This window comes from Bacillus sp. LB7, from assembly GCF_030449715.1.
GTDB classification, from domain to species: domain Bacteria; phylum Bacillota; class Bacilli; order Bacillales; family Bacillaceae; genus Bacillus; species Bacillus paralicheniformis.
The window spans coordinates 156,563-182,548 of record NZ_JASGCA010000009.1 but is presented as its reverse complement, the minus strand read 5'-3'; the positions used below and the strand labels follow the sequence as shown (position 1 = coordinate 182,548).

General features: G+C 48.0%; 25 protein-coding genes. 5 read left to right on the top strand and 20 right to left on the bottom strand.

Annotated elements, in window-relative coordinates; all coding sequences use genetic code 11:
* Positions 1-172 precede the first annotated feature (172 nt).
* The 3 genes from QMZ64_RS13765 to QMZ64_RS13755 form a co-directional block, all read right to left on the bottom strand.
* On the bottom strand, positions 173-1,270 hold the full coding sequence (locus QMZ64_RS13765; RefSeq protein WP_265627591.1) for a nitric oxide synthase oxygenase: 1,098 nt from the start codon (positions 1,268-1,270) through the stop codon (positions 173-175).
* 389 nt (positions 1,271-1,659) lie between these two features.
* Positions 1,660-3,303 carry a M14 family metallopeptidase gene (locus QMZ64_RS13760; RefSeq protein WP_265627592.1) on the bottom strand — a complete coding sequence of 548 codons (1,644 nt, stop codon included), beginning with the start codon at positions 3,301-3,303 and terminating at the stop codon, positions 1,660-1,662.
* Between the two features lie 208 nt (positions 3,304-3,511).
* Positions 3,512-4,306, bottom strand: a complete 795-nt coding sequence (locus tag QMZ64_RS13755) for an MBL fold metallo-hydrolase (RefSeq protein WP_265627593.1) — start codon at positions 4,304-4,306, stop codon at positions 3,512-3,514.
* 104 nt (positions 4,307-4,410) lie between these two features.
* On the opposite strand from QMZ64_RS13755, the gene QMZ64_RS13750 reads away from it, so the two are divergent.
* Positions 4,411-5,193 carry an MBL fold metallo-hydrolase gene (locus QMZ64_RS13750; protein WP_265627594.1) on the top strand — a complete coding sequence of 261 codons (783 nt, stop codon included), beginning with the start codon at positions 4,411-4,413 and terminating at the stop codon, positions 5,191-5,193.
* 46 nt (positions 5,194-5,239) lie between these two features.
* Here the strand turns inward: QMZ64_RS13750 and QMZ64_RS13745 are convergent, their stop codons facing one another.
* From QMZ64_RS13745 to QMZ64_RS13735, 3 genes are all read right to left on the bottom strand, one after another.
* Positions 5,240-5,818 carry a VanZ family protein gene (locus QMZ64_RS13745; protein ID WP_145650773.1) on the bottom strand — a complete coding sequence of 193 codons (579 nt, stop codon included), beginning with the start codon at positions 5,816-5,818 and terminating at the stop codon, positions 5,240-5,242.
* A gap of 126 nt (positions 5,819-5,944) precedes the next feature.
* Positions 5,945-7,381 (bottom strand): anion permease, encoded by a 1,437-nt coding sequence (locus QMZ64_RS13740; protein ID WP_265627595.1) that lies wholly within the window; start codon positions 7,379-7,381, stop codon positions 5,945-5,947.
* Between the two features lie 312 nt (positions 7,382-7,693).
* Positions 7,694-8,041 carry a YflT domain-containing protein gene (locus QMZ64_RS13735; RefSeq protein WP_265627596.1) on the bottom strand — a complete coding sequence of 116 codons (348 nt, stop codon included), beginning with the start codon at positions 8,039-8,041 and terminating at the stop codon, positions 7,694-7,696.
* A 197-nt stretch (positions 8,042-8,238) separates the two neighbouring features.
* On the opposite strand from QMZ64_RS13735, the gene QMZ64_RS13730 reads away from it, so the two are divergent.
* Positions 8,239-8,622 carry a YfmB family protein gene (locus tag QMZ64_RS13730; protein WP_145651935.1) on the top strand — a complete coding sequence of 128 codons (384 nt, stop codon included), beginning with the start codon at positions 8,239-8,241 and terminating at the stop codon, positions 8,620-8,622.
* 56 nt (positions 8,623-8,678) lie between these two features.
* Positions 8,679-9,701 (top strand): NADP-dependent oxidoreductase, encoded by a 1,023-nt coding sequence (locus QMZ64_RS13725; protein WP_409365400.1) that lies wholly within the window; start codon positions 8,679-8,681, stop codon positions 9,699-9,701.
* Between the two features lie 304 nt (positions 9,702-10,005).
* Here QMZ64_RS13725 and QMZ64_RS13720 read toward each other — a convergent pair whose 3' ends face one another.
* The gene (locus QMZ64_RS13720; RefSeq protein ID WP_265627597.1) at positions 10,006-11,136 is read right to left on the bottom strand and encodes a DEAD/DEAH box helicase; all 1,131 of its coding nucleotides are present in this window, start codon (positions 11,134-11,136) and stop codon (positions 10,006-10,008) included.
* A gap of 135 nt (positions 11,137-11,271) precedes the next feature.
* Here QMZ64_RS13720 and QMZ64_RS13715 point away from each other — a divergent pair, with 135 nt between their 5' ends.
* Positions 11,272-12,828, top strand: coding sequence for an ABC-F family ATP-binding cassette domain-containing protein (locus tag QMZ64_RS13715; protein WP_020450520.1), 1,557 nt, complete (start codon positions 11,272-11,274; stop codon positions 12,826-12,828).
* 42 nt (positions 12,829-12,870) lie between these two features.
* On the opposite strand, the gene QMZ64_RS13710 is transcribed toward QMZ64_RS13715, so the two are convergent.
* The gene (locus QMZ64_RS13710; protein ID WP_301441379.1) at positions 12,871-14,055 is read right to left on the bottom strand and encodes an MFS transporter; all 1,185 of its coding nucleotides are present in this window, start codon (positions 14,053-14,055) and stop codon (positions 12,871-12,873) included.
* Positions 14,056-14,114: 59 nt separating this feature from the next.
* Positions 14,115-14,537: a MerR family transcriptional regulator gene (locus QMZ64_RS13705; protein WP_023855769.1), complete on the bottom strand. Its 423-nt coding sequence runs from the start codon at positions 14,535-14,537 to the stop codon at positions 14,115-14,117.
* Between the two features lie 164 nt (positions 14,538-14,701).
* Here QMZ64_RS13705 and QMZ64_RS13700 point away from each other — a divergent pair, with 164 nt between their 5' ends.
* Complete coding sequence (locus QMZ64_RS13700) at positions 14,702-15,550, top strand: ion transporter (protein ID WP_243944035.1); 849 nt, start codon at positions 14,702-14,704, stop codon at positions 15,548-15,550.
* A gap of 19 nt (positions 15,551-15,569) precedes the next feature.
* Here QMZ64_RS13700 and QMZ64_RS13695 read toward each other — a convergent pair whose 3' ends face one another.
* The 11 genes from QMZ64_RS13695 to QMZ64_RS13645 form a co-directional block, all read right to left on the bottom strand.
* A complete protein-coding gene (locus QMZ64_RS13695; RefSeq protein WP_265627599.1) occupies positions 15,570-16,766 on the bottom strand; it encodes a cytochrome P450 in 1,197 nt (398 codons plus the stop codon).
* Positions 16,767-16,783: 17 nt separating this feature from the next.
* The gene (gene bioB, locus QMZ64_RS13690) at positions 16,784-17,785 is read right to left on the bottom strand and encodes a biotin synthase BioB (RefSeq protein WP_265627600.1); all 1,002 of its coding nucleotides are present in this window, start codon (positions 17,783-17,785) and stop codon (positions 16,784-16,786) included.
* Entirely contained in the window at positions 17,782-18,489 is a 708-nt protein-coding gene (gene bioD / locus QMZ64_RS13685) for a dethiobiotin synthase (protein ID WP_265627601.1), read from the bottom strand. The genes bioB and bioD overlap by 4 nt, the downstream gene beginning before the upstream one ends.
* The gene (gene bioF / locus QMZ64_RS13680) at positions 18,486-19,637 is read right to left on the bottom strand and encodes an 8-amino-7-oxononanoate synthase (RefSeq protein ID WP_265627602.1); all 1,152 of its coding nucleotides are present in this window, start codon (positions 19,635-19,637) and stop codon (positions 18,486-18,488) included. The genes bioD and bioF overlap by 4 nt, the downstream gene beginning before the upstream one ends.
* Entirely contained in the window at positions 19,627-20,973 is a 1,347-nt protein-coding gene (gene bioA / locus QMZ64_RS13675; protein ID WP_265627603.1) for an adenosylmethionine--8-amino-7-oxononanoate transaminase, read from the bottom strand. Before bioA ends, bioF begins: the two co-directional genes overlap by 11 nt.
* On the bottom strand, positions 20,970-21,740 hold the full coding sequence (gene bioW, locus QMZ64_RS13670) for a 6-carboxyhexanoate--CoA ligase (RefSeq protein WP_265627604.1): 771 nt from the start codon (positions 21,738-21,740) through the stop codon (positions 20,970-20,972). Before bioW ends, bioA begins: the two co-directional genes overlap by 4 nt.
* Before the next feature lie 182 nt (positions 21,741-21,922).
* Positions 21,923-23,125 carry a GTP-binding protein gene (locus QMZ64_RS13665; protein ID WP_301441378.1) on the bottom strand — a complete coding sequence of 401 codons (1,203 nt, stop codon included), beginning with the start codon at positions 23,123-23,125 and terminating at the stop codon, positions 21,923-21,925.
* Between the two features lie 65 nt (positions 23,126-23,190).
* The gene (locus tag QMZ64_RS13660) at positions 23,191-24,045 is read right to left on the bottom strand and encodes a nucleoside recognition domain-containing protein (protein ID WP_301441382.1); all 855 of its coding nucleotides are present in this window, start codon (positions 24,043-24,045) and stop codon (positions 23,191-23,193) included.
* Positions 24,046-24,125: 80 nt separating this feature from the next.
* Entirely contained in the window at positions 24,126-24,653 is a 528-nt protein-coding gene (locus tag QMZ64_RS13655; protein WP_301441377.1) for a hypothetical protein, read from the bottom strand.
* The gene (locus QMZ64_RS13650; RefSeq protein ID WP_301441376.1) at positions 24,635-24,859 is read right to left on the bottom strand and encodes a GTPase domain-containing protein; all 225 of its coding nucleotides are present in this window, start codon (positions 24,857-24,859) and stop codon (positions 24,635-24,637) included. Before QMZ64_RS13650 ends, QMZ64_RS13655 begins: the two co-directional genes overlap by 19 nt.
* Entirely contained in the window at positions 24,853-25,965 is a 1,113-nt protein-coding gene (locus QMZ64_RS13645; protein WP_367618623.1) for an NAD(P)/FAD-dependent oxidoreductase, read from the bottom strand. Before QMZ64_RS13645 ends, QMZ64_RS13650 begins: the two co-directional genes overlap by 7 nt.
* Between the last annotated feature and the right edge of the window lie 21 nt (positions 25,966-25,986).

Here is a 25,986-nt window from a genome sequence, read left to right as displayed (position 1 = left end):
AACTAGATTTCACTCACATTTTAACAAAAAAAGCTTGTCGATCAAGCCACTTTTTATGGCTTTGTCGACAAGCTGGAAGGCTCCGATATGGAGCCTTTTAGCTTCTCCTCAGGAGAGACGGCATAGGAGCATGAAATTTTGACGCTTTTCCTTCTGGATAAAAGCCGAACTCTCAATTGTTAAGGTAAGGCTTTTCCTGATAAAAGTAATTCGGTTTAAGCGTTTTATTTTCATAATAGCTGTGAAAGATATGGGTCGCTGCCGGAGATATCGGCGGAATCAGCCACGTCCAGCTTGCTGAAAGCTCCCTTCCAGCTTCAGCTTCCTGCTCCTCAAACCGCTTGAATTGGCTTGCCGCGGTATGATGGTCAACAATGCTGACGCCGGCTTTTTTATAGGAGTGAAGCACCGCGGTATTTAATTCAACAAGCGCCTTGTCTTTCCACAGCGAAGTATTCCGTTCCGTATCAAGTCCCATAATGGCTGCCACTTTTTCGAGCACATTATAGCGGTCTGTATCCGCGAGGTTGCGCGCTCCGATTTCCGTTCCCATATACCAGCCGTTAAACGGGGCGGCATTATAATGAATTCCTCCGACCTCCAGCTTCATATCGGCTATAATCGGCACACCGTACCACTTCAGCCCCAGACTTTTAAAGCCTTCAATCTCCGGATGTTCAATCCTGACCTCTTTGACGATTTCACGAGGCAGCTCATACCACACAGGGGGACGGCCATCTATTTGAAAAACGAGCGGCAAAACGTCAAAAGGCGTACCTTCGCCTTTCCAGCCGAGCGCTACACACGCTTTTGTCAGTTCCAATGATGCAGGATCGCCGATGACACCTTGCTCCGTTTCATACCCCGCATACCTGATCAGCTGATGGTTCCAAATGGACACTTTTTTTTGCCCGCTTTGTTCCGGGGGAAAAATCGTAATAAACGGTCTGATTTTCCCTCCGTTTGTCGCAAGCTCTATATGGTGAAAAAGCGCATCCCGCACATCTGCCTCGGTTTGAACGCCTCTTTGATCGAGGACAGTAAGAGAGTGCCAAAACAGCCGGCCGATGCAGCGGCTGCTGTTTCTCCACGCCATTCTGGCGCCATGTTCGATTTCTTCTAATGTATGTGTATAGCTTCCGGTTTCTCTGATTTCTTCGTCTATTTTATGTAAGCGCATCCTTATTTCTTCTTCGGACTTCGACAGTTCCCCGTAGCAGAGCTCGATGAAGGTCTTGGCTTCCCTCCATAATTCTTCATATGATTCCAATCGGATTCTCTCCTTCCATATTTCAGACTGATATTTATTGTATAGGTTTCGATCTCAGTTTAAAACCTTTATGTATGAAAAGACAAAAAACCGCTAAAAAGCATCCGTCAAAGACGGATGCCCAGATTGTTGACAAAATCCTAAAACGGTTTTCAGTTTTAGGATTTTGTCATCCTTTCAGCGTGACCCGCAACCCTTGCAGTCTAGGAAGGCCGAGCATCGGAGCGGACTTTCACAGGAGGTGATGACGGCGGCGTTCAGGCAGGACGCCTAGGCGATTAGCCGCCGACCCTTCTCCTATTTTCGTGAGCACCGACGCGCAGGCCTGACAACGAATGCGAGGGTTTGTCGTACACGCTGAGCATCCGTCAAAGACGGATGCCTGATGATTATTCCTTCATGTTAAGCGTTTTGGTGTTCAGCATGAAGCGGTAAACCGGCAGCTCTTTGCCTGTTTGTGAAGTGATGTAACCCGTGCTCACATAACTGTCAACCGATTCCGGCTCAAGCGCAATCGACAGCAGATTGCTTTGCGGTTGAGCTGTAAAATAGACTTTTGTTCCTTTTGGAAACTCTTTTTTCTGTTTTTTAAGCTTCGTTTCCACCTTGATCACAGGCCGGCCCTCGGATTCTCCTGCTGTTTCTTTCGATAAAACCTCATACGCTTCAGCGGTGAGCTTTTGCTTGATAGGCAGTGTCACGCTTTTTAAACCTTGATCTTTCAACTTCTGTTCGATATCTTGATGGCCCGGAAGGACAAGGTAAGCGGTCGGCCGTGTTCTTGACAGCACAGGAACGGCTTGCGAGGCGCTGTAATATTGAACAGGAACGTCAACTGCTTGTCCAGAAGCAATATCAGCGACTTTCAGCGTGTCTTTATAAGGCCCTGCAAACTCACTTTTGATGACCACTTTGTCTTTATCGCTCACTTTTGCGCCATTTTTTATCAGCTTTAATTTTTCTTTGGCGACAAGGCGCTTGATCTCGGCTGCATGCTTCACTGTCGTGTCGATGATCGTCTCATGCGTAGCAACCTGAGCCGCGACTCTTCTTGCAAAATTTTCGCGTCCGATGTCTATCCCCCTGCTTTCCACCAGGAAGGAAAGGGCAGGCTGGAGGGCGAATGCATTACGCCCGATTCTCGCTTCTGTACCGCCTTCATAGATTTCGATTTTTCCGTCCTTGCTTTTTCCCGTCGTATAATATGCATCATTAGAAAAACCTTTTTCATCAAGTTTAGCTCTGACGCCGTTCACATAAAGGCTGTCAGACGCATACCTGATCGATTCGGGAATGTTTACATTTTTTCCTGATAAAATTAAAATATCATGGTATTTTAATGACCCCTTTTCGCCTACGCTTTGAAATTCATTTTGGCCGACACCGTATTCATGGGCATCAATAACGACTTCAGGCGAATATTGATTGAACTCCTGGTGAATGGCACGGACTTCCGGAGATTCGAGCTTGACATGATCCCTGTTTCCGTCGATTCCGCTCGCCAGCCGTCTGTTAAACTGATACGAGCCGTCAGGATTGACCCGCGGAACGACGATGACATTGATCTTGTCCAACACTTTGTCGCCGTACGGTCCGGCCAGTTTTTCAGCCATCGCCAAGGCCGATTCTCCCGCTGCCGGCTCATTTCCGTGTATCTGTCCTTGCAGCCAGACGGTCGGTTTTTTTGATATAGGACTTATTTGCTTGTCCTTTGTGAAGTAGAGCACGGGAATATTTCTTTTTTCAATTGAAAAACCGATATTCCCGATTTTGACATTCGGGCTTTTCTTTGTCAGACTGGTTATAAACTTCATCATTTCTTCTTGTGTCGTAAAGGCTTCCCCTTCTTTCACAAAAGCAGGCGTTGAGAAAGTTTCTTCCGGCTCCGGATATAATGATGACACTTGCTCTGGCTGAGTATAGTTCTTTCCATAGTAAGGGGTTTCCGCAGCGTGAACCGCATCAGACACCAACAGTCCTGCAAACATTGCCGCAGCTGCCAGCAAAGCTTGGACCCTTTTTTGAATGTTCATCTTTTCTCAGCTCCTTTCAGGCATACCTGCATTATAAATGAAATATCAGCCTATTTTGTCTAAAATTTCAGAAAATGATTCCTTTGGTATACAACAACCTCCGGAATATAGCACGATGGATGGCCATCATCACATGTAAATGGTTCGTTTTTCCCTATAAAAAAAACATTCAGCCTGGCTGAATGTTTTAAGGGCAGCATATGGCATTTTACGAATCAGAAGCGGGAAGGCGGCCTGACAGATCAAGAAGCTCTTTGGAAAAATCGCTTCCTTTCATCGGTACACCATGTCCCGTCAACAATGCAGCCGGTTTTAATCCCGCCAGCTTCTTTACCGAGTCCGCCGCTTTTGTCCAGTCCATTGTGAAATAAGCCGGGGGGCCGTTCAGCTCCTGCTTTTGAATCGCCACTTCAAACAGAGACTCCTGCTCTACAGTTGTAACGGCGTCGCCTGCGATCAAGGTTCTGTCCGACTGCCGGAAAAGCGAAATATGACCCGGTGTATGACCCGGCGTCTCAATCCATTTCCACCCTTTAAGAAACGGAAGCGAACCATCTTCATTAAGCTGCTTTACATGGGACGAAATGTTGATTGAGTGCCTCGGAAACAACGGAGACATCTTTGCAACCAGCCCGCTTTTTACCTGCGGTTTGGCAGGCGGATAATCGGCTTTTCCCGTTAAATAAGGCATTTCTTTCTCATGGGCGTAAACCGGAACCGGCCATGTTTCGAGAAGACCTTCCAAAGCGCCGACATGGTCGAAATGTCCGTGCGTCAAAACGATTGCTTTTAGGCGAAAATCGCCGAACCGCTCCTCTGCCTCTCTTAAAATAAATGGAGCGGACTTGGGCATTCCGGCATCGATTAAAACGGCTTCCCGCGAATCGGGATCGAAAATAACATACACATTGACGATTTGCACCGTCAAACCGAATACGCCTTCGGCATACTCTTCCAGGACCCCGCTGTTGATGGATGTCAAAGGCATGTAAGGATCACTCATTATGTTCACCACACTCACTTATCATATATTTTATTACTTTGCACATTTGACTTGAGGATATGCATGGATGAGCACCTTTGAAAAAATGAAGGAGGGACAAACCAATGGGAGATGGTCAATGGTTTACTGTAACAGAGCTTGATGAATCCACATATGCGATCAGCGAATACGGGCATTGGGAAAAAGTACACTCTTATTTGCTTATAGGGGCGAAGGATGCCGTTTTAATTGATACAGGTCTTGGCATCGGCAGCATGAAGACGGTGACGGACGGTCTCACCGATCTGCCGGTCAGCGTCATCACAACCCATGTCCATTGGGATCACATCGGAAGCCACGGTGAATATCAGCGCATTTACGTTCATGAAGCCGAGAAAGACTGGCTGACGGACGGAATCAAAGGGCTTCCGATCGAGCACATTCGCCGCGATGTCTCTCGAGATATCACTAAACCTGTACCGGCCGGCTTTTCCGCTGAAACATACACCCCGTTCAGAGGTGAACCTTCGGGAACGCTGCAAGACGGCGACACAGTCGGCTGCGATTCAAGGCCGCTCGTTATTTATCATACGCCCGGACACTCCCCGGGGCATATCTGTATCTTTGATCCAGCATCAGGCTACTTGTTTACCGGCGACCTGCTGTATACCGGAGCCCCTATCTATGCATTCTACCCGACGACTGATCCGGCCCAATTGATTCAGTCGCTTGAAAAAATCTCGGCTATCGGGCGCGTGAAAAAGGTTTTCGGCGGGCATCATCAGCTCGGTCTTAACCCTGACATTTTAAAGGAAGCCGGGCATGCAGCACTGCACTTAAAGAAACATGGGCTGGCAAAGCACGGCACAGGCACGCACCGATTCAAGAACCTGAGCTTTCAATTTTAACTAAAAAAGATGATTGCCCAGCCGGGAATCATCTTTTGCGCTTTCCTCAAAAATGCAGACCTTTCCTGCGGGAACCTGATCCTTTAGCTCCGAACATGAAAGACGTCAGGCAGAAACCGATTACACCGCCGGCCGTATTTAAAATTAAATCATCCACATTAAAGGTTCTCGCCATTATGAATCCAGTCACAGATAGCACAAGCTGGAGACTCTCAATCAAAAAGCTTGTCAAAAAAACAAAAACCGCCGCTTTTTTCAGCGGAATTTTCCTCCATAGAACGGAAAGATACACACCTAAAGGAATGAGCAATAAAACATTAAAAAATGTAAGCTTGACAGAATTCCAAAAAAACCAATCAAACCCGCTCTGCTGATGCATTTGCACCCATTCAGCAACAAAATAAAACGGAATGAGCTGAATGTTCATTTGAGCGTATGCCGCCTGCGGCGGAATGTTGATTCCGCCTATCGTATAGTGATAAACGACGCTCAAATAAACAATAAAACTGGCAAACACCATTTTTCTAAACACACTTGTCTTTTTTCGGTTTTTCACAATGTCATACAAAAAGTAGACGATTGCATACAAGAAACCGAGCAGCATGAAATCAACTGACCAAAACATTAACGTTCACCCCCTTACATTCGGTGTATTTCAATCAACCCTTTCTCGACCATAAATTGTGGAATTCAAATTAACAGCGTCGATACGAACATAAAAAGAAGGACAGGATCTCTCCCGCCCTTCATTTTACCATATACCCAGTAATTTCCACCATAATCCCCCGACAACAATCCATGTCACAATATGAACAATCGACAGGATAAAGCCGATTGACCACCATTTGCTTTGCGGAATATAACCGGCCCCGAAAAAGACGGGAGCCGCTCCAGCTCCGTAGTGTGTCGTCGAAGCAAAAAGATTGCTGAAAAACGCAAGGCTTAATGCTGCGAGGAGCGGCGGAGCGCCTGCAGCAATAATCACGGCGAGAAAGGCCGAATACATCGCGCTGATATGAGCGGTTGCACTCGCAAAGAAATAATGCGAATAATAGTAAACCGCCATTAAAATGAGAAATGCGCTGACCCAGGAGAATCCTGAAACATACGATTTCATCGCATCGCTGAACCAGCCGACCATGCCGAGTTCATTCAAGAAGCTCGCCAGCATGACGAGCGCGGCAAACCATGTCAGCGTATCCCATGCGCCTTGCTCTTTCTTAATATCGTCCCACGTCAGAACCTGTGTCAAAAGCAAGACGGCTAAACCGATCAATGCCGTTGTCGTCGCGTCAATTTTCAGGTTTCCGCCGAAAATCCATAAAAAAAGGACGAGCAAAAAGACCGCGACCATCGAGAGTTCCGATTTTTTGAACGGCCCCATTTCTTTCAGCTTCTCTGTTGCGATTTTTGCTGCATCAGGCGTTTCTTTCACCTCAGGCGGATACAGTTTATAAATGACAAGCGGGGTGATGATCAAGCTGACAAGTCCCGGGACGATGGCCGCCACAGCCCAGCTTGTCCAGGTCAGATTCACACCTGCCACATCATGGGCAAGTTTGGCAATCAGCGGGTTTGCCGCCATAGCCGTTAAGAACATCGCTGAAGTGATCAAATTCCCCTGAAAGCCCACCTTCAGCAAGAAAGCGCCGATGCGCCGTTCCGTGCCGTCCTTGGGCGTCGACTGAAAAGTTTCGGATAACGAACGGATAATCGGAAAAATAATTCCCCCGGCCCGCGCGGTATTACTCGGGATCGCCGGCGACAAAATCAAATCGCTGACAAGAAGGGAATACGAGAGTCCGAGTGTTTTTTTGCCAAACATCCGCACAAATAAATAGGCGATTCGCGCACCTAAACCGGTTTTAATGAATCCCCGTGAAATAAAAAAGGCAATGACGATCAGCCAAATTGTCTTGTTTCCAAAACCGCTGAGCGTTTCTTCAATCGACATCGTTCCGGTGAGCGCCGTGACCGCCAATGCGAATACGGCGATTGCCCCCATCGGCAGCGGTTTTGATATAAAGCCGATAATCGTTGCCACAAAGATTGCAAATAAGTGCCATGCTTTCGGGTCCAATCCGGCGGGCGACGGAATAAACCAAATAACCTCTCCGACTAAAATCGTGACCGCAAGAGGAATGATGTTCAGTGCCGATTTTTGTTCTGCACCTTTTTCTTTAGCCACTACCTTTTCCTCCTATTCATATCGTTTTCGTTTATTATTCTACTCCTTTCCTGCTATCATTCAAATTTTATTTTATTAAAAAAACTGCCGACCATGTCGGCAGTCTCAGATTTTTGACAAAATCCCAAAACGACTTTTTGTTTTGGGATTTTGTCATCCCTTCAGCGTGATTGAAAACCCTTGCAGTCTAGGAAGGCCGAGCATCGGAGCGGAGCGAATGTTGGAATTCGTGAGCACCGACGCGCAGGCCTGACAACGAATGCGAGGGTTTCTCGACACGCTGAAACTGCCGACCTTGTCGGCAGTCTCAATTTATACCCAGGATTTCACTTTTTCATGATCCGTGACGAAGAGGAGGACTTTTCCTTCATCAAGCTGTTTCTCGAATTGTTCTGCTTCCTGTTTTGAAAAGCCGATCTCATGAATTTTATTGCGGATCTCGTCCCCTTTTTTGTTGAAGATATTGCCGACGGCATTTTTAATGCCTGTTTCTTCGGCTCCGATCGTATTGGCATCCGCGTTGTCCGCGAGTCTTTCAGTACGGTCGTCATCATGTGACAGAACGTAAATATCTTCTCTTGCAACTCCGATTTCCCTGAGTTCCTCAACAGCCTTCATCAGTTTTTCATCATTAGTATATTGTCTTACTACCGGTTTCATATGAATCTCCTCCCTTTTTTCATGTTGTATTTAAGACTTACCCTTTGTTCACGCGGCTAAACGGATGAATGCTCTGTCATGACATTTTCATTTCAATGTTACAATTGTTATAAATTTTCAGACAAAACGTTTGAAAGGATTGCCAATTCAGGTACATTAACAAATAGACAAGGCTTTTTAGATGGGGTGATTGAAGCGTGTATTATTTTTCACCGGAACAGCAGTATAACGCATGGATCATTAGCGATTTGGTCAAGCAGATTTTTTCAAGAGAAGGTCATCAAGAAGCTGATACTCATCGATTTGAATCTTTTGCCGCCAGACGATTCGGCATCAATATCGATTACGTCTTTTCAATCATCATGAACATCGGCGATCCAGAAGAAAGGAGAACGGCAAGCAGCACCGAAGACCTCCTCTCTTCTTATCTCCTGTCATTGCTTCCTTTTATCACAAAAGACATGTTTCAATTTTCGAGAGAAAATGCCAATCAATATCTTTTAAATGAAAGAAATGCTGATGTTTTTCATCTTTTTCTGCCCGATTCTGTGCTGAAGAAAACCTTTCATGCAACACGCTGATCTTTTGCTAAACCTCTTTTTTACGTGGTAAGTTATAAGTAAAAGGAGGAATCATTATGCCGCAAAAGCAAATTGAACTTGCAAGACGTCCGCAGGGGATACCTGTTATGGACGATTTTCGCATAAAAGAAACGGAAATTCCGGAAGCAAAAAACGGTGAAGCGCTTGTAAAAACGCTTTATGTCTCAGTGGACCCTTATATGAGAGGAAGAATGCAGGACACGAAATCCTATGTCGAGCCATTTCCGCTTGATAAAGTGATCACTGGAGGCGTGATAGGCGAAGTGATATCTGCAAAAGGAGACAAGCTCAAAAAAGGGGATATTGTTTTGGGCCACTTGGGCTGGCAGGAGTATTCAGCGGTTCGCGAAGACAATCTGCAGAAAATCGATCCGTCCCTCGCGCCTGTTACCGCTTTTCTTGGGATTCTCGGCATGACCGGTTTGACGGCTTATTTCGGGCTTCTGGACATCGGACAGCCAAAAGCCGGTGAAACGGTTGTTGTCTCCGGGGCCGCCGGAGCAGTCGGCTCCGCTGTCGGACAAATTGCCAAAATTAAAGGGGCGAGAGTCGTCGGTATTGCGGGCTCTGACGAAAAAACGGCATACTTAAAAGAAAAGCTCGGCTTTGATGAAGCAATCAATTATAAAACAACGGAAAATATGGCTTCAGCGCTTGAAAAAGCTTGTCCGGACGGTGTCGATGTTTACTTTGACAACGTTGGAGGCACGATTTCAGATGCCGTCTTCACCCTGCTCAATAAGTTTGCACGAATTCCGGTTTGCGGGGCGATTTCTTCTTATAACGTCAAAAGCGCAGAAGATGATATGGGGCCGCGCGTACAGACGGCCTTAATTAAAACAAGCGCCTTGATGAAAGGATTTGTCGTCAACGATTACAGGGACCGCTTTCCTGAAGGAACCAAACAGCTTGCCGAATGGGTAAAAAGCGGGCAGCTTCAATATGAGGAAACGATAACAGAAGGTTTCGAACGGATACCGGAGGCATTTTTAGGCTTGTTTGAAGGAAAAAACCTCGGCAAACAGCTGATCAAAGTCGCCGATTCCGACAATGCCTGAGCATTCATATAAAAAGGAGGCCTGCTGGCAGCAGGCCTCTTCAGATTGATGACAAAATCCCAAAAAGGCTTTTAGTTTTGGGATTTTGTCATCCTTTCAGCGTGACCCGCAACCTTTGCAGTCTAGGAAGGCCGAGCATCGGAAGCTGACTTTCACAGGATGTGATGACGGCGGTGTTCAGGCAGGACGCCTGGGCCGTTAGCCGCCGTTCCTCTTTTATTCGTGAGCACCGACGCGCAGACCTGACAACGAATGCGAGGGTTTGCCGACACGCTGAAAGGCCTGCCAGCAGCAGGCCTCTTTCTTATCTTTCAATAATCCGTCCTCTTTCATACACGATCCGCTGAAGCGGGATTTCAAGCTTCTTCGCCAGCTTTTTCAGCCTTTCCTCTTCAATGCGGTTGACAAGGCTGATCACGGTTCCTTCATTCCCCGCTCTTCCCGTCCTTCCCGACCGGTGGATATAGCCTTCAATGTTTGGCAAATCGGCGTGGATGACATAAGGGAGATCTTCGATGTCGATTCCTCGCGCTGCGATATCAGTCGCAAGAAGCAGCGTGAATTCGCCTGCTTCAAATGCCTGCAATATGTTGGCGCGCTCGATTTTTTTCGCCTCGCTGTGAAGGACGCCGATGTCGACATGATGAAACTTAAGCTTTTCGGCATACACGTTTAAATTGCCGATGTCTTTGACAAAGACGAGCGCCTGCATGCCTGGAAGCCGCGAGAATTTCTGCAAGATCTTCACCTTATCCCGCTGGTCGCATACGAGAAATTGGTGTTTGATTTTGGCAGATTCTTCTTTCGACCTCTTGATCCTGAGAACTTCCGCTTCTGACGTCAAGCCGCGGAGCTCGCGTTCGGCGTCGTCTTTTAAAGTCGCCGAAAAACAGAGAAGCTGTCTGTCGCGGAGCGTCGATTTGATGATGCTTTGTATCGTCCCGCGATGCTCCGGCGTAAGCAGATGATCTGTTTCGTCAAGGACGATCGTTTTCACTTCATGCATTTTCAGTTTTTTCATTTTAATCAGCTCAAATACGCGTCCAGGTGTGCCCGCAATGATGTGCGGGTGTTTTTTCAGCTTTTCCTGCTGCTTTTTGACATTGGCGCCGCCGATCAGGGAAGCGGCTCTGATATCCGAGCCTTTTTTCCATTCGACGATCACATCAAAAATCTGCATAACAAGCTCGCGGGACGGAGCCAGAATCACAGCTTGCACGTTCTTTTGATCCGCCTTCAGCTTTTCCAGGATCGGCAGGACGTATGCGAGCGTTTTGCCCGTTCCAGTCGGCGACTCGGCGATCACGTCACGCCCGTCCAAAATCAGATCGACTGCGTTTTTTTGGACACTCGTCGGCTCTTGAAAGCCCGATGCCTTCCAGTTCTCTTGAATAAACGGTTTTGCTTTATTTAAAAATGGCCATCTTTCTGTCATGTTTTTCTCCTTTTATCAGGTTGATTCTGCTCCTAGTATCTCAAAACAAAAGCGGCTGCGCAATTTTTCTTTTATTGTTCCCTCTGAGTTCGATATAATCTTATAGAATACAGATTATATTTTGAGGTGCAAAACATGAGTTTACTTACAGTAACAAAGCTGAGCCACGGTTTTGGCGACCGGGCGATCTTTCATGATATATCCTTTCGCTTGCTGAAAGGCGAACATGTCGGTCTCATCGGAGCAAACGGTGAAGGAAAATCGACTTTCATGAATATCATTACAGGCAAACTTGAGCCTGACGAAGGAAAAGTGGAATGGTCCAAAAAAGTCCGGGTCGGCTATCTTGACCAGCATACATCACTTGAGCGCGGACAAACGATCCGCGATGTGCTGAGAAACGCTTTCCATTATTTATTTGCGATGGAAGAAGAAATGAATGCCATCTATACAAAAATGGGCGAGGCCGACCCCGACGAGCTTGAAAAACTTCTCGAAGAAGTCGGAACGATTCAGGACGCCCTGACCAACAACGACTTTTACGCGATTGACGCAAAAGTTGAAGAAATCGCCCGCGGCCTCGGGCTCAACGATCTCGGCCTTGACAGAGATGTTGCGGATTTGAGCGGCGGCCAGCGGACAAAGGTGCTGCTTGCCAAACTGCTCTTGGAAAAGCCCGACATCCTGCTGCTCGATGAGCCGACAAACTATCTGGACGAACAGCATATCGAATGGCTGAAACGCTATTTGCAGGAGTACGAGAACGCCTTTATTTTGATTTCACACGACATTCCGTTTTTAAACAGCGTCATCAATCTGATCTACCATGTGGAAAACCAGGAGCTGACCCGCTATGTCGGCGACTACAACCAATTCCGCGAAGTATATGAAGTGAAAAAACAGCAGCTTGAAGCAGCCTACAAGAAACAGCAGCAGGAGATTTCAGAGCTGAAAGACTTCGTCGCCCGCAACAAAGCGCGCGTCAGCACAAGAAATATGGCGATGTCCCGGCAAAAAAAGCTCGATAAAATGGATATGATCGAGCTCCCTTCGGAAAAACCGAAGCCTGAATTTCACTTTAAACAAGCAAGAACATCCGGAAAGCTGATTTTTGAAACGAAAGAGCTTGTCATCGGCTATGATGAGCCGCTGTCCCGCCCGCTGAACTTGAGAATGGAGCGGGGACAAAAGATCGCTCTGTACGGAGCCAACGGCATCGGAAAAACGACATTGCTGAAAAGCCTCCTGGGTGAAATATCACCGCTGTCGGGAGAAGTCGAACGCGGCGAGCACCTTCATATCGGCTATTTCGAGCAGGAAGTCAAAGAGACCAACAACAACACATGCATAGAAGAAGTATGGAACGACTTTCCGTCCTTTACACAGTACGAAATCCGCGCGGCCCTGGCGAAGTGCGGACTGACGACAAAGCATATCGAAAGCAGGGTTTCCGTATTAAGCGGCGGGGAAAAAGCTAAAGTCAGACTGTGCAAGCTCATCAATTCGGAAACGAACCTGCTTGTCCTCGATGAACCGACAAACCACCTTGATGTTGAAGCAAAAGAAGAATTAAAAAGAGCTTTGAAAGAATACAAAGGCTCCGTTCTGCTCATCTCTCACGAACCTGAATTCTATATGGACATCGCGACAGAAACATGGAATTGCGAGTCATGGACAACGAAAGTTTTATAAACAAAAAAGCTTGTTTCCCTAAAAGGAAACAAGCTTTTTTCATTAATGACCGGCTTTGATGCCTGCCAAATAACGGCGGCCTCCAGTCAAAATGGCGATGCCGGCAAGCACGGCGATGCATCCTGCAAAATAGGGAGTATGCGCAGTAAAATGATCGGCTAACACACCGGCGATCCAAGGCGCAATGGCCCCGCCGATGAACCGGATGGAGCTGTAGGCAGATGAAGCGACAGACCGTTCGACAGGCGCAGCTTCCATCACCGCTGTTGTCAAAATCGTATTGATCATGCCTAGAATCCCTCCGGCTATGATGATCGCCCCGATAACGAGCGCCATGTGCTCTGTCCAAATCCCGATCGCGAGCAAATCAGCTGCAAACAGCATAAACAGAAAGATCAGCGAGCGGACGGTTCCAAAGATCCGCTGTACGGCCGGAGCGATGAAAACGGAAGTGATCGCAAGAAACAGTCCCCAGCCGAAAAAGACATAGCCGAGGCCCCGTTCATTTAAGTCAAGAACAAACGGCGAATATGCAAGTAGGGTGAAGAAACCGAAGTTATATAAGAATGCGGCCCCTGAAAGCGTCAATAGCCCTTTATAACGAAGCGCTTTGATCGGCGCGCTGACGGAAATTTTCTTCTGCGGTTTTTGGACAGGCGGCAAAAGAAAAAAGATGGCCAAAAGCGCAGCCGCCATTAAAACCGATACGCCGAAAAACGGCGCTCTCCACGATATTGTGCCAAGCTCTCCGCCGGCTAGCGGTCCAACCGAAATGCCCAATCCCAAAGCCGCCTCATACAAAATAATGGCTTTTGCGCTTCCGCCAGATGCCACGCTGACAATGACGGCAAGCGCAGTTGAGATAAACATGGCGTTTCCGAGGCCCCAGCCGCCGCGGAAGCCGACGAGCTGAGAGATGGAATGCGAAAGCCCGCCCAGGCCTGCAAAGACGATGATCAGGATCAAGCCGCTGATTAACGTCAGCTTCGCTCCAATCCGGCTCGATACGGCGCCTGATAAAAGCATGGCGAAACCTGTGACTAGCAGATAGCTTGTAAATAAAAGCGAAACCTGGCTGGGGGAAGCATGCAGCTGCCGCGCGATCGCCGGCAGAATCGGATCGACAAGTCCGATCCCCATAAACGAGATCACGCAGGCAAAGGCCACGGCCCAGACCGCTTTTGGCTGTTTAAACATACTTGAGTTCTCAGGTGGTTGTTCATTCATGATCTATCAAACCTTTCTTTGCAAATAAAGAAACGCTATAAAAATAGCGTTTGTCTTGTTTAATCAATTGATTGAAGCGCATTCTCGGCTTTTGCCTGCATAGCCTCCAAGCGCTTCTTGAATGATTGAAATTTTTCAATCTTTTCATCAATCATTCTCATCTGTTCATTCAGCATCCTCTGAATGTCTTCGAGCTTTTCTTTTCGTTCCCGTTTGTCCAGCGATAAAAGGTATCCTTCTTTATTCATCTCCAAGTGCTTGCCCGTTTCCATGAACTGCTGGAGCTCCTGCAGCGAGAATCCCAGCACTTCCTTCGCGCTGATCACTCTTTCAAGCTCTTCAAGATCGTCTTCAGAGTAAAGACGGACACCGCCTTCCGTCCGCTTCGGTGAAGAAAGCAGACCGATTTCTTCGTAAAAGCGGATCGTTCTTTTCGTCAGGCCGCTTCGCTTGGCCATTTGATCTATCTTCATCCACTCCACGTCCATATCCCCCCGAGATTTTTCTTCTTTTCTATTATACTACTATTATACTTTTACGTAAACGTTAAGTTTTTTCGATACAAAAAAAAGAACTGACTTGACATCATCCTGCTGCTGTAACGTATCATAGAATGGACAACTAAACAGGAGGACAAATAATCAGAGTGAATACTCATCAAAATCGATTTTCTGTTCAAAGCAAAGTTTCGGCAGTAATTGAAAGCCGGCTGTTTCAGTCATTCATAACGACGGTCATTGTGTTGAATGCCATCTCGATCGGTTTGGAAACTTACGCTTTCTTTAAACCTTATCAAAAAGTATTTTTTATTGTGGATTGCTTGTTTTTAACGATATTTGTAATCGAACTTTCTCTTAAACTATTCGTTCAAAAACAGCACTTTTTTAAAAACAACTGGAACGTTTTTGATTTTGTAATCGTCGCCGGCAGTTTGATTCTTTACAATACGAATTTCGTCAGCGTTCTCCGTATTTTCCGGGTGCTGCGGGTGCTGCGGACGATCACTTCCGTTCCCTCATTAAGACGGATCGTCAACGCGCTGTTTATGGCGATTCCGACCATCAGCAGCGTCATTATCCTGATGAGCATCATTTTTTACGTGTACGCCGTCATCGGTACGATGTTCTTCTCCGCCATCGCGCCGGAATACTTCGGCAACCTGCAGCTCAGCCTTCTGACACTGTTTCAAACCTTTACGCTCGAATCGTGGGCAAGCGGCATATTCAGGCCGATTTTTGCCGAGAGCGGCTGGTCATGGCTCTATTTCGTTTCATTTATCGTCATTGCGACTTTCATTATGATCAACTTGATCGTCGGGGAAATCGTAAATAATGCGCAAAAAATTTCTCAGGAAATAGAAGATGAGACAGGCGAGCTGAAAGAGGATACAAAAGAAATCAAAGAACTGCGCGCGGAGGTTAAAGAATTAAAAGCGCTTCTGGAAACCTATATCACGCAAAATGAAAAGAAAGATGAAAAGGGCCGGCACCTGTAAGCCAGCCCTTTTTTCGTCTTTAATTGAGGATGACAGGCAGCTCGGCCAGCGATCTAAAGCCGATTAACCTGCGAAATGGAACGTCTGTTGAAGCAAGCTGCAACTTAGGCAGCCGCTCCAACAATGCGGGAATGGCAATTTGCGCTTCGAGCCGCGCTAATGCCGAGCCTAAACATATGTGTGCACCGGCTCCAAAGGCAAGGTGCGGATTCGGTTTTCTCGTGATGTCAAATACATGCGGATGTTGAAATATCTTCGGATCGCGGTTGGCGGCGCCTAAAAGGATGTATACGTGCTCTCCTTTTTTGATGATCTTCCCGTTGATTTCGCAGTCCTCTGACGCGGTGCGCGCTGTCAGCTGTGTCGGACTTTCATAGCGCAGGCATTCTTCGACGGCTGACTCAATCAGCAGCGGATTTTCTTTCAGCGCGCTAAGCTGGCCGGGATGGTTCATGAGCAAAAACAATCCGTTCGTCAAAAGGTTGACCGTCGTCTCGTGCCCGGCAATCACAAGCAGAACGCACGTCGCAAGCACTTCATCTTCGGCGAGCTGCTCATGACCGGCGAATGTGCTGATCAAGTCTTGAGAAGGATGAGCTTTTCGCTTTTCAATCAAATCTTTAAAATACGCCGTCAGCTTGGCAACGGTATCCCCGCCTTTTGCCAGCACCTTTCGTGTGCGGGTCAAATCGATCGTTTGAATGAGATCCGCCGTCCATTGCCTGAATTGATATCTTTCCTCTGCGGGGACGCCGAGCATCCCGGCAATGATAAGGCTTGCCAAAGGAAAGGCAAATTCGGATACCATGTCCGCCGTCTTCTTGTTTTCAAGCTGATCGAGCAATTCATGGACGGTTTCTTCTATAACAGGACGGAAAGATGCCGCCTTCTGCGGCATGAATTCTTTGCCGACAATCGTCCGCATCCGCTTATGGCCGGACTCATTTTGAAACAGCATCATATTCCGCTGCAATTCGTGAAGTTGTTCATATTTTGTAGAGGCTTCAGGGAGAGGAACGCGGTTTTTAAATGCCGGGTCCCTCAAAATCGCCGCCGCTTCTTCATATCCGGTGACATACCAGCCCGGATGCTTTAAAACGGTTCCTTTATATACAGGATGAACGGATCGGAGTTTATCGTAAAACAGATATGGATCTCTCCAAAAATCCGAATCCGGTTTCAGACGAGGCCCTGCCTCGTACAGTTCTGTCGTCATGTTATATCTCCCCCGTGTTACTGCTGTAAACTGGCTTTCATTTCTTCCACTGATTCGACTTCAAATCCTAAATCATGGAGCATCTTATGGTCCTCTGTTTCATTCTGCCCTGCCGTTGTTAAATAGTCTCCGACGAAGATCGAATTGGCGGCATACAGCCCCAACGGCTGCAAGGAGCGGAGGTTGACTTCGCGCCCCCCTGAAATGCGGATTTCCTTTGTCGGGTTGATAAAGCGGAACAAAGCCAAAACCTTTAAACAATAAAGCGGATTCAATTCATTGACCCCTTCCAACGGAGTCCCGTCGATCGCATGCAAAAAATTAATCGGAATTGAGTCGGCATCAAGCGCCTTTAAGCTGTTCGCCATATCGACGACATCCTGCTTCGTCTCTTTCATCCCGACAATGACGCCCGAGCATGGGGACATTCCGGATTTTTTGGCTGTTTCCACAGTGTTCACCCTGTCATCATACGTGTGGGACGTTGTAATGTTTGAATGGTTGCTTTTTGATGTATTGATGTTGTGATTGTACCGGTCCACTCCGGCTTCCTTCAGCCGCTCGGCCTGTTCGGGCTTTAGCAGTCCGAGGCATGCGCAGACTTTTAAGCCGTACGTTTCTTTAATTTCTTTAACGGCGCCGACCACTTGATCGACTTCTCTGTTGGACGGGCCCCTGCCGCTCGCCACGATGCAGTACGTTCCGATATTTAAATCGTGCGCACGCTTTGCACCTTCAAGCAGGGTCGTTTTGTCGACCATCCGGTAGCTGTCGATCGGCGCTTTTGATATTGAAGACTGCGAGCAGTAGCCGCAGTTTTCCGGACAAAGGCCGGATTTTGCATTCATAATCATATTGAGCTTTACTTTTTTTCCGTAGTAGCGTTTTCTGATTTGAAATGCGGCATGCATAAGCAGGAGAACGTCGTCATCCGGACATTCCAAGATGGAAAGCGCCTCTTTTTCAGTTACTTCCCCGCCATCCAGCACACGTTCTGCAAGTTCCATCCACTGATTCATGTTTCTGCCCCCATTTGCATTTGATTCATGATGAAGGAAACATCGACATGCTCCTTGATCATGTGATGAATTTGTGTTGGTGAAGCGTCTTCAAGCTTCGGCGTAACGCCGAGGAGCGGCACACCGCAAAATCTTTCAATCATGTCCGGGTTCGTCTGTTCGTCAAGTCCGGGCCCGCTGCTGATGCCGTTGATCACGATGCCGATCACATGTATCCCCATTTGTTTTGCGTATTGGACGGTTAAATACGTATGGTTGATCGTTCCGAGATTGGGGCGCGCCACAATGACAGCCGGCAAATCGAGCGCTTTGATCAAGTCGCTGACGAAATAGTCCTCTCCGAGCGGCACCGCAATCCCGCCTGCCCCTTCGACAATGAAGCAATCGTGCCGATCCTTTATCTTTTTCCAATGGTTCACGGCATCTTCCAGCCCGACGGTCCTCCCTTCGAGCTTCGCAGCTGTGTAAGGCGCAAGCGGCTCTTTAAACACAAAAGGCGTGATCTCCTCATCGGCGAGAGATGTTTCAGAGCTGTTCTTCAAAAGTGCTGTATCACTCTGCGGATCGCTAGTGAGCTCGCCGCTCAAAAACGGCTTGAACACGCCGACATCAACATGCTGCTCTTTCAACAAAGCGGCAAAGCCGCAAGCGATAAATGTCTTCCCGACTCCCGTATCAGTTCCCGTTACAAAAAAACCCTTCATTTCACCAAGTTCAACTCTCTTCCCACTAATTTAAATCCCTCTAATAGAGCTTCAATATCTCTTAACCTGCGGTCTGCGGTGACAGTCAGCCTGATCCGGCTCTCTCCTTCCGCAACAGTCGGCGGGCGGATGGCCGGGGCATCAATCCCTTTCTCCTTGAGGCCGTTTGCAAATCGAACGGCTTTTTGAGGGTCTCCGATCATAACGGGTATGATCGGCGTATCTTCTCCTTTGACCGTAAACCCGATATCCTCGAGACCCCGTTTGATCGTGTTCACCGATGATTGCAAAAGCCGGCGTTTATCGCGGCTGTCTTCGATGATGTCTAAAGCTTTGCATGCTGCCGCACAGCTTGCGGGCGGGACAGCCGTTTGAAAGATAAACGTTCTCGCATGATTCAGCAAAAAATCGATCAATGGTTTAGAGCCCGCGACGAAGCCGCCTTCCGCGCCTACAGCTTTACTTAACGTGCCGATCACAACATCTGGGGAGACGCCGAAATACTCGCTCGTTCCCCTGCCGGCTTCTCCCAAAACCCCTGTTGCGTGGGCATCATCAACGATGACAAAGGCCCGGTACCGCTTGGCAAGGAGCATGATTTCGTCAAGCGGTGCAATTGTGCCGTCCATGCTGAACACGCCGTCTGTCACAATAAAGCGGCGTGCACAGCTCTGTGCGGCGCGGAGCTTTTCTTCAAGATCATTCATATCCGTGTGGCGGTAAACAACCGGATCAGCTTTTGAAAGGCGGCAGCCGTCGATGATGCTGGCATGGTTCAATTGATCGCTTAATATGACGTCTCCTTTTTCAGGCAAAGACGAAAGCACGCCGATATTGGCCAAATATCCGCTTGAAAACAAGAGAGCGGCTTCTGTCTGCTTAAAAGCGGCGATTTTCCTCTCAAGTTTTTCATGCCATTCGGTATTGCCGGACGTCAGCCTTGATCCTGTGCTTCCGGATCCAAAGCGGAGGAGCGCCGTTTCTGCGGCGTGAATCAGCCGTTTGTCATTCGCCAGACTCAAATAATCGTTTGACGCCCAATTCGCACGTTTTGCTTCTGCGTCAGCTTGAGGCGGTTTAAGCGAGCGGTAAAGCCCGGCTGCCTTCGTCTTTGCGAGCCGGCTGCTGAGCCAATCGTCAATGTGCACGGCCTGTAACCTCTTGAATCGCTTCTTTCATAATCGACACCATAGCGCGCAGGTCATCGGCGGTGCTGGCGTGCGGAGGAAGAAATGCGATAACATCCCCGAGCGGCCTCGTCAGCATGCCAAGCTCTCTCATTTTCAAAGACACCTGGTATCCAATTCGCTCTTCAGGCGGATAAGGCTGCCTCGTTTCTTTCGACTGAACGAGCTCGATCCCGCTCATTAAACCGAGCTGGCGGATGTCACCGACATGAGGGAGCGCTGCCAGATCATGAAAAAGCGATTCCAGTATTTTCGACTTTTCCGCAACTTGAGCGACGATTTTTTCCGATTCGAACAGGCGCAAATTTTCCAGCGCAACGGCACAACCAAGCTGGTTCCCCGTGTACGAATGGCCGTGGAAAAACGTTTTCAGTTTGTCATAGTCATCATAAAACGCTTGATAAATTTCCTCTGTCGCAAACGTTACGGCGATCGGCAAATAGCCTCCGGTAATGGCCTTTCCAGCCGCCATTAAGTCAGGCTGAACACGTTCATGCTCACAGGCAAACATTTTCCCGGTTCGTCCGAATCCTGTCGCCACTTCATCGACAATCATTAAAACGTCATACTTCGTGCAAAGCTCCCGGACGCCTGCCAAATATCCTTCAGGCATCACGATCATCCCCGATGCCCCTTGGACCATCGATTCGACCGACAGCGCGGCGATCTCACCGTGCCGCTCGCTCAGGAGCCGTTCGAGTTCTGCGAGGCATTCATCGCGGCACTCTTCCGGGTTGCCGCTTTTCGAGCGGTATACGTAAGGAACGTTTACCTTAAAGCTTTCAAACATAAGCGGCCCGTATACATGGTGGAAGAGCTCGATCGCACCGACGCTGACAGCGCCGATCGTATCGCCGTGATAGCCGTTTTTCATCGAAATGAATTTTTGTTTCTCAGGCTTGCCGATGTTTTTCCAATATTGAAAGGCCATTTTCAGCGCGATTTCCATTGCTGCAGCGCCGCTGTCCGAATAAAAAACACGCGTCAGCTTTTCCGGCGTGATCTTGATTAACACCTCGGCAAGCTCTGTCGCCGGAACATTTGTCATCCCCAGCAATGTCGAATGAGCGATTTTGCCGAGCTGTTTTTTAATGGCTTCATCCAGTTCTTTCTTGCGATGGCCGTGGACATTGAGCCATACTGAAGAAAATCCGTCATAGTACTCCCTGCCGTCGATATCTTTCAGTTTGATGCCCTCCCCGCTTTCGATGATCAGCGGGTTTTCGTCATAGTCTTTCATTTGGGTAAAAGGCAGCCAAAGATATTGTTTGCTTTTTTCAACGAATGATTGATTCATGATTTACCTCCCGACCGAATGAATACAGGCTGTTTTTCCAAACCGTCTATACAACTCTTGATATCTGCTAATCCATCAACAAAAAAAATCCGGCAGCCGCTCTCGTCTCCATGCTCTTTCATCTTTGTCACCCGCTGATAACCCAGTTTTTTAGAGGCAACATAGCCCGTTATGTAATCAGGGTCATCTGACCAGCATAATTCGGCGACGACAGCCGGGTGCTCACATACCTTTGAAGCGATGGCAAGCGCCTCTTTCAACCGCGGATTTGGCGGCATTCCGCACGAAGCCGCCCACCTTTGGAAATCGGCTTCCGGCCAGTCGAGCCGTGAGACGCGCACTCCTTTTTGTTTTCTTCCGTCAATCCTCCGGCCTGAATGAATGTCAAATAAAACGGCGCCTCTTACGTCCGAGTATTGGGCAATGCCTTGAAACGCTTTGTCAATCGCGTTTTCCGGTACGCCGGAGCGGCTGATCAGCTCACGGGCAAGCGCTTGTCCTTCTTCCGCTGATTTTGTTTCATTCGTTTCAATGCGCAATGGCTGAACAAACTTTATCGGTTCGTTTACAAGATCGAAGCGAATTTGCATAAAGTCCGGCTTGCCCCGCGAATGAGACAATGCTTTTTCCAATAAATCGCTGACGGCATCCTTTAAACCGATGAAAGGCGCAAGCCGCTCTCCTCCGGATATGTGTTTTCCCCCCTCTTCATGGGGACCGTTCTCGGAGGCTCTCATTCTCACACTGTAATACGCTTCCCCTTTCATACTTTCATCCCCCCCTCTAAACACCGCACTCATATGTTAACCTATAAATAATTTAAGTTAACATTACAATAAAATATTAGTATTCCTTTCCTGATATGTCAACACGGTGTACAAAACACCGGTTTGTTTGACATAAAAAAAGACAAAAGAGATCTCTCTTTTGTCTTAATATGGAAGTTCACTTATTTCGCTCTTTCAATCTGCCAATCGAACGGGTCAGATAAAAGCGACCAGTCGTCCGCCATCTCCGAATCTGTCAAAAGGCATCGATCCGCTTCGGCGGTAATTTCTGACGGAGACAGATCCAATCCGATAAAGACGAGCTTTGTGTGGCGGTCTCCGAATTCTTCATTCCATTCTTTTAATAGCTCTGGGTTCTGTCTGAGAATTTGTTCCTGTTCCGGCTTGGACAGCGCGGCCACCCAATAAGAGATCGGTTCCAGCGACACGGAAGGACCCGCCTGCGACATCAAAAGGGCAAGGCTGTTGCGCGTCGCACACCAGGCGATTCCTTTCGCCCTGACGACGTTTTCCGGCAGCGAATGAATCCAGTTATAAAACCGCTCGGTATGAAAAGGACGGCGCGCTTCGTATACAAACGAAGATATTCCGTATTCTTCAGTCTCAGGCGTATGCTGGTGGTGTCCTTCGTTTAATTCCTTGATCCAGCCTGCTGAACCGCTTGCTTCGTCAAAATTGAAGAGACCGGTGTTTAAGATGACCTTCGGATCGACTTCTCCTTTGACCGCTCTGATGATGTTTGCTTTAGGCTGCAACGTTTTCAGTACTTTCTCAAGCTTTTCCAGATCTTCCTCAGAGACAAGGTCGCATTTATTCAAAATCAGTACATCGCAAAACTCGATTTGATCGATGAGCAGATCGGCGATGTCGCGTTCATCCTCTTCACCGACAGCCTCTTTCCGGTCCAGCAGGCTGTCCCCCGACTGAAAATCGTGCCAAAAACGATTGGCATCGACAACCGTGACCATTGTGTCCAAGCGGCAGAACCGCGTCAAATCAATACCCAATTCTTCGTCGATGTAAGAGAACGTCTGAGCGACCGGGATCGGTTCGCTGATACCGGTCGATTCGATCACGATATAATCGATATTTCCTTGCTTCGCCAGTTGTTCGACTTCAACAAGCAAATCCTCTCTGAGTGTGCAGCAAATACAGCCGTTTGACATTTCGACCAGCTTTTCATCCGTCCTCGACAAGCCGCCGCCTTGCTTGACAAGCCCTGCGTCAATGTTGACTTCGCTCATGTCATTAACGATAACGGCGACTTTCAGCCCTTGGCGGTTTTGCAATATGTGATTCAGCAGCGTCGTTTTACCCGCCCCCAGGTATCCGCTTAATACTGTTACAGGAATCTTTTTACTCATTTTTTCATTCTCCTTCCTCGTGTCAAATCGTAATTATTACGATTTATATTTTATTTCACCACAATTCATTTAAAAATGCAAAGCGTCAGCTTCCAGATGATCATGATGATCAAAACTGAAACGACTGAAGTGGCCATCTGTTTTCCCATAATGGCTGCCGCCGTTTTCATCCCCAATTCCTTGGCAATTGTCCAAACCGTCACCATGCATGGAGTAAAAGTCGATGCCAAGTAAATGAGCAAAAAGAGCGTTGCCCCCGGCAGCACATCAAGAAGCGCTCCATTCCCTTCATTGAACAAGAGAATGCCGTCTTTCCTGATCAGAGAAAAAACAAGGCCCGGCGCCGCATCCTCCGGAGCGCCGAACAGACTTAAAACAGGCGAGACAAGCAATGTCACAAGACGGATGACACCGAGTTCATTCAATACTGTCGCCGCCAGGCAAATGATGAGAAAAATCGGCATCGCCTGAAAGATAAATTGCTGAAGCACTTCCTTTACTCGAAAGACGATCCCTTTCCAGGACGGCATCTGCAAAAACGTTTGCCGGTGTTCGAAGTAAGCGGCCCATTTCGGATCGATCCGATACCATATCCGGTTATGAGCGGCGGCTGCGGCAACAAGAACAGCCAAGTAAGAGATAAACAGCCACTCCCTTCCCGCAGCATGAAAAATTGACAGCGTCGCACCGATTTGGTAGCTGCACGCTGATCCGAAAGAAATAAATGATACACAACGCTTTCTCGTACACATGCTGCACGACCGCGTCTGCTGAACGGCAACGACATTGCAGCCAAATCCGGTCAAAAGCGGAACTAAATCACGGCCGTTCAGACCAATCTTCCGCATCAGCGGGTCCAATGAATCGACGATCCGGTCCTTTAAACCCGAATCATCTGCTGCCGCATTTGCTATAGACATAAACAAAACGACAGGAAACGCCCAAACAAACGAGTAAATGCCAAGGGATAACAGGCCATAATTCCCCGCCAATGCCGCGCTCAGCCATGACGGCAAGCCACCGACCGCATTTTGGAGCGGTTCAACCGCCCATTTGTCCGCGTATTGCTGCATCCACTCTGATGTATGATAAGCCAATACGATCGGCGCCATAATAACAAACATAAAAATGCAGTGCTCACAACAGGCCCAACTACGGGACGATGAAACACAAACTGCTGAACAGCCACACTTTCAAGTTCAATCTGTTTCATCCGCCTCCGTTTCAGCGGATGAAATTCAGCCTCTTTTCTTAAAAAAGCGATGATCCGCTCTTTTTTATCGTCTGTCACGGTTCTCGTATCAACCAGCAGGACCGGGAGACTGTTCTTCGCGACTTGCTCAGAAAGCGTCCGGCGCATGGCGTCCGTCATTTTATCCTGAAACGTAACGATAAAGCAGACACGCCTGGCATCCGGCGGAATCAGCTCCAAGACCGCGTTCAGCTCTTCCGAAAAATGGGTGCCGCGCAAGACGGCAACCACCTCATCAGCCTTTTCGATCTCTTTTTTCAGCGCTCTTTTCGACACGCTGTCATCCGAATGCCCGGTGTATCAATGGCTTGCCAGCCCGGAAGACTTTTGATCTCCCGTTCAGCCGCAAATATCGTCGATCCTTTCACATTGGCTGCTTCGCCTGCTCTCTGATCGGTGATCGCGGAAAAAAGCGTTGTTTTTCCGACCGATTCGAGTCCGATGAAGAGCATGCGCTGCCGCCGCGTTGGCTCTTTCAGCATTCACAATGCACCTCACAGCAGCTCAAATCCGTGAGATACATTTGATTTTCCCTGTATTCTGTCAGCACCTTTTCATCGATCGAAAACTTTCGTTTGTTCAGCAAATGCTCAGCGATGACGGCGAATCGCTGCCTGAATTTATAAATGAAGCAAAAGACGGCGTTTTGGTGCTGAACGCTCGGCCCGATTAAATAAAGACCGTCCGTCACGGTCGACATATCTTCATTCGTTAAAAGCGGTTTGCCGTTCTCGCCCCATTCAAACAAATGCTTGATTTGTTTTGCCCCGGAATGAAAGCCTGTCGCGATAATCGGCCGTGTTTCCGAGCGGATTTTCCTCCCGTCTGACAAATATAAATCATAGGCTGGTCCGTTTTTCGCCAGTTTTTCTACCAGGGCTTTTTCCAAAAACTGAACCTTTCCTTTTTCATACGCATCTTCAAGACGCTCCCATGTATAAGGTGAAAGCGACCGGCTTGGATCGGCTTCAGCGTTTTCGCTGAGCGAATTCGGCATCACAACCGTCACATCGCTGCCATAGGACGCCAGTGTAACGGCCGCATCCATTGCGCTTTCATAGCCGCCTACCACGTAATAATGGGCTTTTTCAAATTGGCTCCATCTGGCGACCTTGCTGTTGTGGATGCCAATCTCTGCACCATGAAACGAATATTTCGGAAATTGGAATTCACCGGCTCCCCAAATAACGTCTTTAGCCTTCATCATGCCTTTATTAGTTTCAACTGAAAAACCGCCGTCGTCTTTATGAACGCTCCGAAGCGATGTGCCTTCTTGAATTGGAAGCTGAAAATGATCGGCCAAAAGCGTCAAATAATCTCCATACTCCCGCCCGCTCAAGTGCTCGCGGTGAAAAGTAAAGGCAGGGGATGTTCCCGGAGCAACAGCATTTAAATCCAAAGCCCCGAATCCCTGCCCGGTAAAGGACGGTGTGATCAGTTTCATTTCTTCAGGCCAGCTTCGGAATGAAGCTCCTGCACGGTCCTTTTCCAAAATCGTAAACGGTTGAAAACCGAGTTTTTTCAGAACGATCCCCATTCCAATACCTGCGGGTCCCGCTCCAACAATGACGATTTCGCTATGCTGCAAAACAACCACTCCCTAAACGAA